11 protein-coding genes and 3 pseudogenes are annotated in these 13,489 nt (G+C 70.0%); 6 read left to right on the plus strand and 8 right to left on the minus strand.

Annotation, left to right across the window (positions count from 1 at the left end; genetic code table 11):
- Positions 1 to 65: 65 nt before the first annotated feature.
- From RJ03_RS09400 to RJ03_RS09410, 3 genes are all read left to right on the plus strand, one after another.
- Positions 66 to 1,451: a class II 3-deoxy-7-phosphoheptulonate synthase gene (locus tag RJ03_RS09400; RefSeq protein WP_036500245.1), complete on the plus strand. Its 1,386-nt coding sequence runs from the start codon at positions 66 to 68 to the stop codon at positions 1,449 to 1,451.
- A 13-nt stretch (positions 1,452 to 1,464) separates the two neighbouring features.
- Entirely contained in the window at positions 1,465 to 1,857 is a 393-nt protein-coding gene (locus RJ03_RS09405; RefSeq protein ID WP_036500246.1) for a hypothetical protein, read from the plus strand.
- Between the two features lie 143 nt (positions 1,858 to 2,000).
- Positions 2,001 to 2,315: a hypothetical protein gene (locus RJ03_RS09410; RefSeq protein ID WP_143860046.1), complete on the plus strand. Its 315-nt coding sequence runs from the start codon at positions 2,001 to 2,003 to the stop codon at positions 2,313 to 2,315.
- An 8-nt stretch (positions 2,316 to 2,323) separates the two neighbouring features.
- On the opposite strand, the gene pknB is transcribed toward RJ03_RS09410, so the two are convergent.
- Positions 2,324 to 4,300 (minus strand): Stk1 family PASTA domain-containing Ser/Thr kinase, encoded by a 1,977-nt coding sequence (gene pknB / locus RJ03_RS09415; RefSeq protein WP_086007214.1) that lies wholly within the window; start codon positions 4,298 to 4,300, stop codon positions 2,324 to 2,326.
- A 135-nt stretch (positions 4,301 to 4,435) separates the two neighbouring features.
- Between pknB and RJ03_RS09420 the strand changes: the two genes are divergently transcribed.
- Positions 4,436 to 4,804, plus strand: coding sequence for an Rv2175c family DNA-binding protein (locus RJ03_RS09420; protein ID WP_036500318.1), 369 nt, complete (start codon positions 4,436 to 4,438; stop codon positions 4,802 to 4,804).
- Positions 4,805 to 4,826: 22 nt separating this feature from the next.
- Here the strand turns inward: RJ03_RS09420 and RJ03_RS09425 are convergent, their stop codons facing one another.
- The 6 genes and pseudogenes from RJ03_RS09425 to RJ03_RS09445 all read right to left on the minus strand — a co-directional run bounded on the left by RJ03_RS09425 (position 4,827) and on the right by RJ03_RS09445 (position 10,963).
- A complete protein-coding gene (locus RJ03_RS09425) occupies positions 4,827 to 5,099 on the minus strand; it encodes a hypothetical protein (RefSeq protein WP_036500248.1) in 273 nt (90 codons plus the stop codon).
- 120 nt (positions 5,100 to 5,219) lie between these two features.
- Positions 5,220 to 5,948, minus strand: a pseudogene (locus tag RJ03_RS35875) (phytoene/squalene synthase family protein); the annotation flags it as partial.
- A 348-nt stretch (positions 5,949 to 6,296) separates the two neighbouring features.
- A pseudogene (locus RJ03_RS37050) lies at positions 6,297 to 6,569 on the minus strand (squalene/phytoene synthase family protein); the annotation flags it as partial.
- A complete protein-coding gene (locus tag RJ03_RS09435; RefSeq protein WP_083870701.1) occupies positions 6,566 to 8,182 on the minus strand; it encodes an alpha-(1->6)-mannopyranosyltransferase A in 1,617 nt (538 codons plus the stop codon). The pseudogene RJ03_RS37050 and the gene RJ03_RS09435, both read right to left, overlap by 4 nt.
- Positions 8,183 to 8,264: 82 nt before the next feature.
- On the minus strand, positions 8,265 to 9,842 hold the full coding sequence (gene crtI, locus RJ03_RS09440) for a phytoene desaturase family protein (protein ID WP_036500250.1): 1,578 nt from the start codon (positions 9,840 to 9,842) through the stop codon (positions 8,265 to 8,267).
- Positions 9,839 to 10,963 carry a polyprenyl synthetase family protein gene (locus RJ03_RS09445; protein WP_036500323.1) on the minus strand — a complete coding sequence of 375 codons (1,125 nt, stop codon included), beginning with the start codon at positions 10,961 to 10,963 and terminating at the stop codon, positions 9,839 to 9,841. Before RJ03_RS09445 ends, crtI begins: the two co-directional genes overlap by 4 nt.
- Before the next feature lie 478 nt (positions 10,964 to 11,441).
- On the opposite strand from RJ03_RS09445, the gene RJ03_RS09450 reads away from it, so the two are divergent.
- Together RJ03_RS09450 and RJ03_RS09455 are read left to right on the plus strand one after the other, a co-directional pair.
- On the plus strand, positions 11,442 to 12,434 hold the full coding sequence (locus RJ03_RS09450) for a methylenetetrahydrofolate reductase (RefSeq protein WP_083870699.1): 993 nt from the start codon (positions 11,442 to 11,444) through the stop codon (positions 12,432 to 12,434).
- Between the two features lie 150 nt (positions 12,435 to 12,584).
- The gene (locus RJ03_RS09455) at positions 12,585 to 13,292 is read left to right on the plus strand and encodes a hypothetical protein (protein ID WP_036500254.1); all 708 of its coding nucleotides are present in this window, start codon (positions 12,585 to 12,587) and stop codon (positions 13,290 to 13,292) included.
- Here RJ03_RS09455 and RJ03_RS09460 read toward each other — a convergent pair.
- A pseudogene (locus RJ03_RS09460) lies at positions 13,276 to 13,489 on the minus strand (hypothetical protein); the annotation flags it as partial. The gene RJ03_RS09455 and the pseudogene RJ03_RS09460 sit on opposite strands and share 17 nt — an antisense overlap.

A 13,489-nucleotide genomic window follows, 5' to 3' on the forward strand; every position in this document is an offset into this window, starting at 1 on the left:
GGCGTATTCATCGCCCCCTACCTCCGGGTTACCCCGAGATTGCGGAAGGTCCGTATTCTGATCTGGTGAACTGGACCGTCGACGTACCGATCGATCGCTTGCCGGAACTGCCACCGCTGCCTGCCGAGCTCCGTCGGCGACTCGACGCCGCCCTCGCCCGCCCCGCCCTGCAGCAGCCGTCGTGGGATCCCGAGCAGGCCGCCACCATGCGCACCGTTCTCGAGAGCGTGCCGCCGCTGTGCGTGCCCGCCGAGGTCGAGGAGTTGCGGCTGCATCTGGCCGAGGTGGCCCGCGGCGAAGCCTTCCTGATGCAGGGCGGCGACTGCGCGGAAACCTTCGCCGACAACACCGAACCGCATATCCGCGGCAACATTCGCACCCTGCTGCAGATGGCGGTGGTGCTGACCTACGGTGCGAGCCTGCCGGTGGTGAAGGTGGCCCGGATCGCGGGCCAGTACGCCAAACCCCGTTCGGCCGATGTCGACGCGCTCGGCCTCAAGTCCTACCGCGGCGACATGGTCAACGCGCTGGTCGCCGATGCGGCGCAGCGTGAACACGACCCCTCGCGGCTGGTGCGCGCCTACGCCAACGCCAGCGCCGCGATGAACCTCGTGCGCGCGCTCACCGGCGCGGGGATGGCCGATCTGCACAAGGTGCACGACTGGAACCGCGATTTCGTCGCGCAGTCGCCGGCCGGGGCCCGCTACGAGCAGATGGCCTCCGAGATCGACCGCGGCCTGGCGTTCATGAACGCCTGCCGGGTGCAGGACCCCAGCCTGCAGTCGGCCAAGATCTACTGCAGCCACGAGGCGCTGGTGCTCGACTACGAGCGGGCCATGCTGCGCCTGTCCCACAACGCGGCGGGCGATCCGGTGCTCTACGACCTGTCCGCGCATTTCCTGTGGATCGGTGAGCGGACCCGCCAGCTCGACGGCGCCCACATCGCCTTCGCCGAACTGCTGGCCAATCCGATCGGCATCAAGATCGGCCCGACCACCACGCCGGATCAGGCCGTGGAATACGTCGAGCGGCTCGACCCCACCAACGAGCCAGGCCGGCTCACCCTCGTCGCGCGGATGAGCAACACCAAGGTCCGCGACGTGCTGCCGCCGATCATCGAGAAGGTGCAGGCCACCGGACATCAGGTGATCTGGCAGTGCGATCCCATGCACGGCAACACCCACGAATCGTCCACCGGGTACAAGACCCGCCACTTCGATCGCATCGTCGACGAGGTGCAGGGCTTCTTCGAGGTTCATCACGCCCTGGGTACGCATCCGGGCGGCCTGCACATCGAGCTCACCGGCGAGAACGTCACCGAATGCCTCGGTGGCGCGCAGGACATCTCGGATCTGGATCTCGAGGACCGCTACGAGACGGCCTGCGATCCGCGCCTCAATACGCAGCAGTCCTTGGAATTGGCATTCCTGGTCGCCGAGATGCTGCGGTGACGGATCGGCCGTAGTGGACGTCGTATTTCGCAATGACGAGGGCCCCTCGCGCGGTGACGGCCGCCCGCGTGGGGAAGGTCCGGCCAGCGCGCAGAGCGCGCTGCGGATCGGCAACGCCGATCGCACCATCCTGCGGTTGCTGCGCGACCGCGACCGCGACGGGATCCCGTCGGAGGTCGTGCTGCGCGACGGCAGTCGCCTGCTGATCTTCAACATCTGCTGGGGTTACGAGATCTCCTGGGGGTTCGACGTGGCTCACGGCTATGCGCCCGCCGCGGCCGCCGCGCAGATCACCACCAACATCAGCCCGAGTATCGGCGGGGTGCCGGTGGAGGTGTTCACCACCGCCGCGGTGGTCGCGGTCAACGATCCGGAAACCGGTGACCCGTTGCTGACGGTCGGCTGAACGCCGTCCGGGAATCACGTGATCGTGACATCATCCGCAAAAGTTAGCTGCCCGGTTGCTGAACGCCGGAACCTGCACTAGGTTTCCAGGCGTGACACTGCAGCGGCAACAGGCTGTGCGGGATATGTGCTGAGAGGATCGCTATGCAGAGCGCATCGGTAGCCAGGGGATTGCAAACTGCGGGCAGGCCGATCGCCGCCCTCGCCGAACATGTGCTCGAGATCGACGGTGTCCCGGTCACGATCGTGATCGAACGCCCCGAGGTCGACCGCGCCGGCATCGCGTGGCGCTGCCGGGTACGGGTGGTGCGCGGCAACGGCCGGCTCGAACTGTCCCAGGTGGTCGGCGCCAGCGCCAGTGCGGTGCTGCGGCAGGCGCTCGATCTGGCCGGTCGGCGGCTGGGCATCAGCGAGGCCGAACTGCTCGGCGGCGCGGATGTGGGCGGTGTACTCGGCTGAGTCCCGGTTCAGAACGGCAGGACGGTCAGGGTGACCGTCGATCCGGGCGCCACATTCGCGCCACCGAACGGTGACTGCACCCGGACGGTGCCGCGGTCGCCGCTGAACACCTGGTTCAGCACGACCTTGAGACCCATTCCCTCGAGTTCGGAGCGGGCCGCGGCGGCGTTCTTGCCGATGACATCGGGAACCTGGATGGCGTCGGAGACGATCAGCGTCACCGTCGCACCGGAGAGCACCTGGGTGCCGGCGGACGGATCGGTGCCCGCGACCTGCCCCGGCTTGATCTTCGCGTCGAAGTCGGTGCGGGTGTCGCCGACGGTGAGTCCGGCGTTCTGCAGCGTCGCCTTCGCCTCCTCGACGGTCTTGCCACGCACATCGGGCAGCTTCACCGGCTGCGAACCCTTACTGCGATAGACCTTCACCTGCGCACCGGTCGGCAGGACCGTGCCGGGTGCCGGATCCAGTTGCGCCACCGACCCTTTCGGTGCGGTGCTGGGTTTCTCGCCGCCGTCGACGGGGGTGAGCCCGGCATCGCGGATGAGCTGGTTCACCGTCTTCGTGTCCTGGCCGGGCTGAAACTGCGGCACGTGCGGCTGGCCACTGGACACCAGGACGGCGACCGTCGACCCCTTCAGCACCTTCGCCCCGGCGGAAGGGTCGGTGCCGACCACCCCGCCGACCGGAATGATGTCGGACGCCCTGTCACGTACGGTCGTCCCGAATCCGGCGTCCTTCAGCTTCGTGGTCGCCTGTTCGGTGGTCATCCCGGCGATCGCCGGCACCGACGAATAGCGGCCGACGCCGAGCCACCAGCCGCCGATACCCAGCAGCAGCGCGAGGACCACCACCACGGCCGCCCAGATCAGCACCCGGCGCCGGGACCTGCCGCGGTCGGGGACGAATTCCGGCCGATGCGGCGGAGGCGGCGGCTGATGCGGGCGCTCGGGTTCGGGATCGGGCATCGGATGGGCCGCGGTCATCACTCGGGTGTGGGACGGTTCGGCCGCCAGCCGGGTCGTCGCCTCGGTGACCGGCTGCGGGGTGTGGGTGGGCCCGGCGGCGGGGGTCTGGACGACGCGGTATCGCGCGGAGAGGTGTTCCGCCGATTCCCGCGGCGCCGGAACCCGGTAGTCGGGCAGGTGCAGCGCGGTGGCGATGCGATGCAGTTCGGTGGCCATGTCGGTGGCGTCGGCGAAGCGGTGCGCGGGTTCGCGGGCGGTGGCGTGCGCGACCAATTCGTCGAATTCCGGTGGTACGCCCTCGATGAACCGGCTCGGGCTCGGCACATCCTTCTCGACCCGCTGATACGCGATCGACAGCGAGGTGTCACCGGTGAACGGCGCACGGCCGGTGAGCATTTCGAAGATCAGGATGCCGAAGGAGTAGACATCGCTGCGGGCGTCGGCATTACCGGCGGTGACCTGTTCCGGTGACAGATACGCCGCGGTGCCGAGGATGACGCTGGCCGAGGTCATATTCGACCCGGCCACCGCGCGCACCAGGCCGAAGTCGGCGATCTTCACCTCACCGGCATCGGAGATCAGCACGTTCTCCGGTTTGACGTCGCGGTGCACGAGTCCGGCGGCGTGCGCCACACCGATCGCGCGCAGCACCGGTTCGGCGACGGCACGCACCGCGTGCGGCGGCATCGGCCCGCGTTCGCGCAGTAGTTCGCGCAGGGTGCCGCCCTCGACGAGCTCCATGATGAGGAACGGATACTCCCCGTCGATGCCCTGGTCGTAGACCGCCACCAGCGAGGGATGCTTCAACTTGGCCACCGAGCGGGCCTCGAATTCGAAGCGGGTCAGAAACTGCGGGTCACCGGCGAACTTGGGGTCCATCACCTTGATCGCCACGGGCCGGTCCAGCCGGGTGTCGACTCCCCGGAACACCATCGACATCCCACCGCGCGCAATCGGCGCGTCGATGCGGTAGCGCCCGTCCAGCATCTGGCCGATCAACTGCTGTCCTCCGAATTTCACCTAGCGGTTGCCGCCCCGTGACGGCACCCCCGATCGTATAGGCGCGCGCCGTCACGGTCGCCGATGACGTGCTCACGCCCCCGCGGAAAGCGGGCGTACGCCGTATCCCGGAGCCGACGGACTACCGTTGTGCAGGTGAGTGCATTTCCCTGCAGCGACGATGTCGTTCCCGAATCGGTGACCCTGCTTCCGTTGCCGGATGTGGCCGAACAACTCGGCATCGCGGTGACCAGAGTGCATCAGATGCTGCGCGATCATCAATTGCTCGCGATCCGCCGCGGCGGTATCGCCGGGATCCCGAAGGACTTCTTCGACTCCTCGGGCGCGGTCGTCAAACCCCTGACCGGCCTCATCACGGTGATGCGGGATGCGAAATATACGAACGAGGAAATCCTCGAGTGGATGTACGCCGAGGACGACACCCTGCCGGGCCGTCCGATCGACGCCATCCACGGGCCGCTCGCCCGCGAGGTCGTTCGCCGGGCCGCCGCCGAACCGTTCTGAGCCGGGCGGAGTGTTCGGACCTTCAGCGGGGTGATTGCCGCGTGAGGTAGTCGGCCGTGGCGGTCATGCCTGCGAAATTCGGGTGATATGAGCTGATCACCCGGGCCGGATCGTCGGCGGTCGGACGGTGGAAGCCGTCCGTCCAGGCCGCCGCCGCGCGGGCGGTGTGCGGCTCGGCGCCGGGCAGGTCGACCGCGGTGACGCCGGTGGTGGCGGCCCTGGTCGCGGCGAGAGGCCGTCGTAGGTGTGCCGCGCGGTGGTCGCCGCGGACGGGTGGAGTGCGATGGCGGGGCATAGGTCCGCGTCCTGGCCCAGCACCGGCAGGTATTGCACCAGCAGGATCCTGGCCTGGGGTGCGCGCTCGTGGATCGCGCCGACCATCTCACCGAGGGCTGGTGGTGCGCTGAGCGCGGTGTCAGGCGTGTGGCACGTTCGGCTGTGCTGTGCGGAAAACCCAGGGGGTCGCGGTGGGGAGAGACGGCGCCGGATTCCTCGGCCGGCGCAACCCGGCACCCACTTCGGTGATCGCGACCCGAAGCCGCCGCGAGGTGGGAACCGTTGCGCGGCGGTCGAATACGGCGTAGTCGTGCCGTTCGATCTCGTCGAGGATTTCGCCGTACAACACGGCCGCGGTGCGAATGGCGGGTCGTACCCGCGGCCGGAGCAGATCGATGCCCGGGGCGGCGGTGCGATAGACCGCGCGGTTGACCGCGATCAGATGTGCCAGCGCGCGCCGGACCCGCGGATCGGTCCGGCCGGTGCGCCGGCAGTGGGCGAGTAGATCCGCGTCGACCCCGAAGGCGGCGAGTTCGTCACCCGGTAGATAGATGCGCCCGCGGTCGAGGTCTTCGGCGACATCACGCAGAAAGTTCGTGAGCTGGAATGCCTCACCCAGCGCCGCGGCCTCCGGTTCGGCCTCGGCCACCGGTACCACCGTGCCGAGGACCGGCAGCAATTGCAGCCCGATCGCCGCCGCCGAACCGCGCATGTACTCCCGCAGTTCGCCCATATCCGCGTACCGACTCCGGAACAGCGCGCTCCCCGGCACATCCATCCGCATCGCATCGAGGAACACCCGGAAGTGATCGGGCGCAATGCGATACCGGGCGATGGTGTCGACGAGTGCGGCGAGGACCCGGCCGTCGATCGCCGTGCCCCCAGGAAGACGGCACTGGGCGTCCGTCGTGCCGGTCACGGCCCGGCCGGCGGCCGCGACACTGCTCGTGGCCGCCCCGGTGGTGCTTGCGACGCGTGCTGCCGTGGTGCCGCGGTCCGCTGTGGCGGAGGCGTGGACGACGCCCACCGGCACGACGTCCTCGGCTCGTTCACGGCTCCGCCGCGTGCCCGCGCTCGAATGCGAGCGATCCGAGTCCGTGTTCGGCTCGTCCCCGCCGGTGTCCAGGGCCGACTCGCCCCCGTGGGCGGGGGCGTCGAACCCGTGGGTGGGCTCGTCCGTTCCGAAGATGCCCGCCTCTTTCAGCGCGGTATGGAGTTGCGTTTCGATCCGGTCCAGCCGCAATGCCGCAGCGCGATCGGCGGTGCCGAGTCCAGTTCCGTCGAAACCGGCCGCATCCCAGGGGCTTTCGGCGTGATCCACGACGTCGTCGACCACCCGCGCGAACGCGTAGAGGGCGTGCACCGCGGCCCGTTGCGGTGGTGTCAGCAGTCGGGTGGCCAGGAAGTAGGTGCGGCCGTGTTCCGCAGCGACGGCCCTGCAGTGCCGGTATGCGGCCGCCAGTTCGGCGTCGGCGCCGCGGCCGGTCATTGCTTGGGTCTGCCCGAATCGGCGCGCAGCCGCAGCGGATCCACCTTGCGTAGCGACAGCGCCGCCACGACCGCGACGAAGGTGGCCGCCGCGACGTGCCAGACGTTGTACAGGCCGATCGATCCGCCCGGCTGGAACACCAGCATCAACCAGGTGCACAACCCGACCAGGATCATCAACGTGGTGGTGGACATGGCGAATCCGGCGGCCAGTGCCAGCGGCCACGAGTAGTACCAGGGCAGCGCCGCTGGAGAGAGGATCACGATCGCGACGAAGGCGATGAGAATGCCCATCACCGCATCGCGTTCGGAACTCTTGTAGCGCCACCAGGTCCACGCCAGGATCGCGACCAGCGCGAGCGCGCAGAGTCCCCGCGTCCACACCAGCACCTCACCCAGATTCAGCGGCGTCGCCCAGGTGACCATGTGCGCCATGACCGTCGGCAGCGAGAGCCAGTTGATGATCTTCTTCGATCCCGAGAGCGCGGTCAGCCAGCCGATACCGACACCCGCGGCCGCGGAGGCGGCCACGAAGACCACCGCGAACACCGACACGCCGAGGCCGGCGATCTTGGCGAAGGTGCGAATCGGATGCGGCAGCGGTCCCTTGTTCTCCGCGGCTCGCCGCTCGCGCTCGTGAATCATCCAGATCCACACCAGGAACGGCAGCGCGACACCGGCCGTCGCCTTGATCGCGACACCGATCGCGACCACCACGATGCCGGCCGCGTGGTGCCGCTCCAGCACCAGGGCGATGCCGGCGGCCATCAGGCCGACCATGAGCATCTCGTTGTGCACGCCGCCGATCAGGTGGATCAGCACCAGCGGGTTGAGCACCGCCAGCCACAGCGCCACCGTCGGCTTGCCACCGAGGTGTTTGGTCATATGCGGGACGGCCCACATCATCAGGGCCAGGCCCGGCAGCATGACCAGGCGCATCGCGATGGTGCCGGCCACCACGTTGTCACCGGTGATGCTGGTGATGGCCTGCCCCATGAGCAGGAAGATCGGACCGTAGGGCGCGGTGGTGGTGGTCCACACCGGGCTCACGTTGTCCAGCAGCACACCGGGATTGACCACCGGGCCGACCTTGTAGGGGTCGAAACCGTCGCGCAGCAGTGCGCCCTGCGCCAGATACGAGTACACGTCCTGGCTGAACATGGGCACCGCGAACAGCAGCGGCAGGATCCAGATGCCGACGATCACCCGCAGTTCGTTCAGCGTCACCGTGCTGCCGGGACCGCGGCGCGCGCCGGTGCCGATGGTGATGCGCCCCAACCGGACCCAGGCGATGATCATCGACAGCACACCCAGCCACACCACGATGGTGGCCAGCGCGTAGCCGTGCCCGAATCGCAGCCAGGAAAGGTGTGCCGCCTCCAGCAGCGGATCGCTGCGGCGCACCGCGCCGGCGCCCAGGCCACCGAAGGTGATCAGGACCGCACCCCAGAAGCCGAGCAGGGCGGCATGTCCCTCGGGGCTGCGGAAGAAGTCACCGGCCCAGCGGACCCACCAGCGCACGGTGTGCACGGCCGGCTCGGGGACCGGCACGACGGTCACCGGCACCGTGGTAACCGTACTGGTCACCGGCGCTGTCACCGGGGCAGTGTCCATATCGGGGGTCGGCATGGGTCGTCTTCCCCCCGGGAATGTCGTGCGGTGCGGAACCGCGGGAGTGGTCAGTTCGCGGGCCAGTTTAACGGTTTGCCGGCAACCCTGGCGCGCCGGTCGGCGCCGTGGCGCCCTCGGCGTGCCGGAAGGCGCCGGTAATGCGTTCGGCGGCCAGTTTTCCCGACAGCAGCGCGGTCGGCACGCCGACCCCCGGTGTGGTGCCGCATCCGGCCAGCACCACGTTGGCCGGGGTGCGGGCGAGATTGCGGGTGCGGAACGGTCCGGTCTGGCGGAACAAGTGCGCCGCCGAGAACGGCGTTCCGGCGATCATGCCCTGCTCGTACCACGTTTGCGGCGTGTCGAGGTGATCGACTGTGAAATGCTCGGCGATACCCCGGTAGCCGCGCTGTTCCAGCACGGCGAGTAGTTCTCCCAGGTACGCCGATCCCAGACGCGGCCAATCCAGCGGCGCGGCATCGAGATTCGGGCACGGGGCCAGCACGGACAGCGGTTCGTAGCGGCCGGTGGGCCGTTCGACGAACTGACCGGCGTCGCTGAGCGCGGGCCGGGTGATCAGCAGCGACGGATCGCTCATCAGCCGCCCGCGGCCGCGACGCGCGGCGATCTCGGCGAAGGTCTCGTCCCAGGAGCGGCCGAAGTCGATGGTGTGGTGGGCCTGTAGCGGCCACCGCGCGGCCACCTCGGCCGGGATGGTGCCGTGCGCAACCACGGCGGAAGGCGCCGCACGTAACGGGCGGCGCCGGCGAATGCCGAAGCGGCTCAGCGAGCCGAGGTCGGCGGTCAGGACCACCGCGTCGCAGTCGAAGCCGCGCCCGTCCGTCGTGCGGACCCGCCGGGCGCGTCCGGCGTGATACTCGATACCGCTGACCTCGCAGTTCAGTTCCAGCTGCCCGCCGGCGCCGGTGAACGCGGCCGCCAGTGTCGCGGTGATCGCCCGCATGCCGCCGACCGGGAAGTAGACGCCCAGCGATGTGTCCATGTGCGGAATGGCGCCGTAGACGGCCAATGCCTGCGCGGGCGCGGTCCCGGCGTAGAGGGCCTGAAAGGTGAACAGCCGCGCCAACTTCGGATCGCCCAGGATGCGCTGAACGCGCGGGCCGAGCCGGCCGAAGGCGCCGAGGCGCACCAGTTCCCACAGGGCCGCGCGCTTCTCGGGGATGCGGACCATGTCGAGCGGGGAATCGAAATTGGTGTCCATGAACTGGTCGTAGGCGCCGGCGTAGATCCGGGCCAGCCAGTCCCGCAGGTCCAGATAGCGTTGCGCGTGCGCGGCACCGCACGCGCGCCGCACCTCGGCGGCCATCCGCTCCGGATCCGCGTACACGCCGATCACACTGTCGTCGGCGAAGCGCGCCTGATAGGCGGGATCGAGGCGGTGGATCCGCAGTCCGTGGGCCGCGGCATCGGTGCCGACCACGGCCAGCGTCTCGTCGATCAGCCCGGGCAGGGTGAGAACCGTTGCCCCGGAGTCGATCTCGTAATCCGGACCGCGGTACACGCCGACCCGCCCACCCGGATGATCGGCGCGTTCGAGCAGGGTGACCCGGCGTCCCGCTCCGGTCAGATAGAGCGCCGCGGCCAGCCCGGACAGTCCGGCGCCCACGACGACGATCCGATCACACTGTCCGGCAACGGTTTTCATGCCACCCGCCTGGTCGCGGCCAGCGCCATCGCGCGCAGCCGATCGCCGGCCTCGGGCGTGACCGAACTGGCCGCCAGCGCGCCGAGGCCGCGGTCGGTGAGTTCGGTGATGCGGCGCTCCACATCGTCGACGGCGCCGAGTCGGGTGATGAGGTCGCGCAACTCGGTGACCTGTTCGGGGGCGAGGTCGGTACCCAGCGCGGAGCGCAGCAGCCGCGCGGCCGCGGGATCGGTGGCGTCGGCGCGGCGCAGCGCCTCCGCGACCAGGACCGTGCGCTTGCCCTCGCGCAGGTCGTCACCGGAGGGTTTACCGGTGACGGCCGGGTCGCCGAAGACGCCGAGCAGGTCGTCGCGCAGCTGGAAGGCGATGCCGATATCGGTGCCGAACTCGCGGTAGGCGGCGATCAGTTCCGGATCGGCCCCGGCCAGTGCCGCGCCGAGGTGCAGCGGCCGCTCCACGGTGTAGGCGGCGGTCTTGTACCGGTTGATCCGCAGCGCGGCGGCCACCGAATCGTCGGCGCCGGCCTCACCGTGCACGTCGAGCAGCTGGCCGCCCATCACCTCGGTGCGCATCGCCGCCCAGACCGGGGCGAACCGGGCCCGGGCCGCCGCGTCCAGCCCGGCCGCGGCGACCATGTCGTCGGCCCACGTCAGCGCCAGATCGCCGATCAGGATCGCGACGCTCACGCCGAAATGCGCCGAATCGCCACCCCAGGCGCGGTCGCGGTGGCGATGTTCGAAGTCCACGTGCACGGTCGGGAAGCCGCGCCGGGTGCGGGAGGAGTCGATGATGTCGTCGTGGATCAGCGCGCACGCCTGCACCAGTTCCAACGCCGCGCATGCGGTCAGGACCGATTCGGCCTGGTCGCCGGTCGGATCGCCACCCGCGCCGAGCCATCCGGTCCAGGCGAACGACGGCCGGGTCCGCTTGCCTCCGCGCAGCACGAAGTCCTCAAGGGCGGCCGTGGCGGAGATGACGACCGGCCCCAGTTCGGCGACCAGTTCGCGGCGGCCGGCGAAGAATCCGGTCAGCGCCTGTTCGACCGCGCGCACCAGCGCGGCGGAGTCGTTCGGCGCCGGACGTGCCGGGCTGGCCGGACCAACGGACAACGCAACCTCCAGATAGTTCGTCGTATCGGCGAGCCGACACCGGGCACGCCGGGGCGTATCCGGCGTGCCGGGAATGTGGCCGGCGAGACCTGCGTCTGCACCGGCGACGGCTGCGGCGGTCCCGCCGATTCCCTCCGGCAGGGCATCGCGAACGGGTTCGCGTCGCGGCGCCTGCCGGACCACCGTGAACCTTACTGCGTCGGTTCCGCCGCCCGACAGCGCCGTAGCCGGCACGTGACCGGCACCGCACCGCATCGGACGGGGGAGATCGAGGCCGGTCGGCCGGTCCGTGCGCGACGGTCCCGTGGCGCTCGGGGGCGGCCGGTCGACAGATCGCAAGCGGGTGGGGACGCCGTCCCGGAGTCGGCTGGGCGGACGGTGGGCCGCACGGGCGATGCACAGCTCCGGCCCGAGGCGCACCAGCGGCTGGACCGGCACGGATCCGGACCGGGCGGCCCGTCGAGCGAGGGTGTCCTACTACACTGGACCGGTGAGTTTCGACAACGTACGGGGACGATCGACCCCAGGCCGACCTTCCCGGACGCCGTCCGGAACTCCCTCCGTGGTGGGGCAGCTGGGCCGCCGCCCCGACGGCACCATTCCGTTCTCGGTGGAATTCAATCCGCCCCGCGACGCCGCCGCCGAGGCGCGGCTGTGGCGCGCCGCCCGTGAATTCGAGCGGATGCATCCGGCGTTCGTGTCGATGACCTACGGTGCGGGCGGATCCACCCGCGATCGCACCGCGCGCATCACCGGGCAGCTGGCCCGCGAAACCACACTGCTCACCGTCGCGCATCTGACCGCGGTCGGGCACAGCGTCGCCGAACTGCGATCCATCGTCGGCAGCTACGCCGACGCCGGCATTCGCAACATGCTGGTACTGCGCGGCGACCCGCCGGGCGATCCGCTGGGGGAGTGGCGCAAACATCCCGACGGTGTCGAATACGCCGAGGAACTGGTGCGCATGGTCTGCGAACTCGGCGACTTCCACGTGGGCGTGGCGTCGTTTCCGCAGGGCCACTACCGATCGCCCGACCTGGACCACGACACCCGCTATCTGACCGCGAAACTGCGTGCGGGAGCGGAATATTCGATCACGCAGATGTTCTTCGACGTGGAACACTATCTGCGCCTGCGGGATCGGGTCGCGGCCTACGACGCCGAACAGGGCGCCAAGCCCATCATTCCCGAGCTGATGCCGATCACCTCGCTGCGCACGGTGCAGCGCGCCGAGGAACTGTCGGGCCGGCCGCTGCCCGCGCGGGTCATGCAGCGGCTCGAGCAGGCGGCCGGTAACGACCCGGAGGCCAATCGCAACGCGGTGCGCGCGGTGGGCATCGAGATCGCCACGGAGATCGGGCAGCGACTGATCGACGAGGGCGCGCCCTGCCTGCATTTCATCACCCTGAACTTCGCCAAGGCGACCACCGAGGTGCTCACCAACCTCGGCTACACGGTGACCCCGGCGGCCGTCAGCGCCTGATCGGCGTTTCGCGGGCGTGTTGCCACGCATTCGCCTCCACCGGCGGTACCCTCTCGTGCACCGTGACGACGCGGAGGTCCCCGAGTCATGCTGTGCGGCCCGGCGGACCGACCCTGGTGCGGATGTTCCGCCGAACTCAGGAGAACCCCGATGGCCGTGGTGACCAGTCTCGTCCGTCTTTCCGCAGCGCTCACCGTGACCGGTGCGCTGACCTTCGCCGGCGCCGCCGCCGCGACCGCCGCCCCGCCCGACCCCGCCGCCACCATCGCCGCCCTGGGCCAGAACCCGGCGGCGGCGACGGATTTGCTGAGCGCGTATCAGACGGCGGTCGACTCGCTGAAGCAGCTGGGTATCCAGCCGTTCCTGTATCCGTCCGGGTCGGCGTTCTGCCAGGACGGCAGCACTCTCGGGCTCGTGCCGGCGCTGGCCGGTGCGGTGCCCGGGCCGTGGCCCAAACTGGCGGTGCCGGTACCCGGTCTGGACCTGTCCGCGGTGAAGGCGGGCCAGACGATGTTCGCCTTCGTCCCCTACGGCATGGGTCCCGACGGGGCCGACACCACCGGCATGCAGGTGGCTTGGTTGAACGTGTCCAACGGCCGCGGCGGATTCGCGGCCATGGGCCCGCTGTCCCAGGTCATCGGCTCGATGGTGCCGCCGAATCTGCCGCCCGAGGTGCGCCCGGCGTTCGAACAGGCGATCCGCAACTTCTTCCTGGCGTCGCTGCCGGTCGGCGGGGTGCGCGCGGTACCGGTGGACACCGGCTCCGGAACGGTGCTGGCGGCGGTGTTCGGCACGGTCCGCAACGGCGCCAACACCTGTATGTTCCTGCCGACGGTGGGCGTTACCTCGGTGCCCTGAGTTCGGCGGGCCCGGGCCGCGAGCGGCCCGGGCCGTCCGGCACCGGGCGTCCCTTCCAGCTCAGCGCGCCGCGCCGATGCAGCAGCCAGGACCGGCCCGACAGCCGCAGATACGCGCCGATCGACACCGGATGTGCCAGCGCCGCACCGAGATCGGCGCCGCGCGGGCCCGTCCCGGATTCCAGTGAGCGGGCCAGC

Origin of the sequence: Nocardia aobensis NBRC 100429 (genome assembly GCF_000308375.1) — a bacterium.
GTDB classification, from domain to species: domain Bacteria; phylum Actinomycetota; class Actinomycetes; order Mycobacteriales; family Mycobacteriaceae; genus Nocardia; species Nocardia aobensis.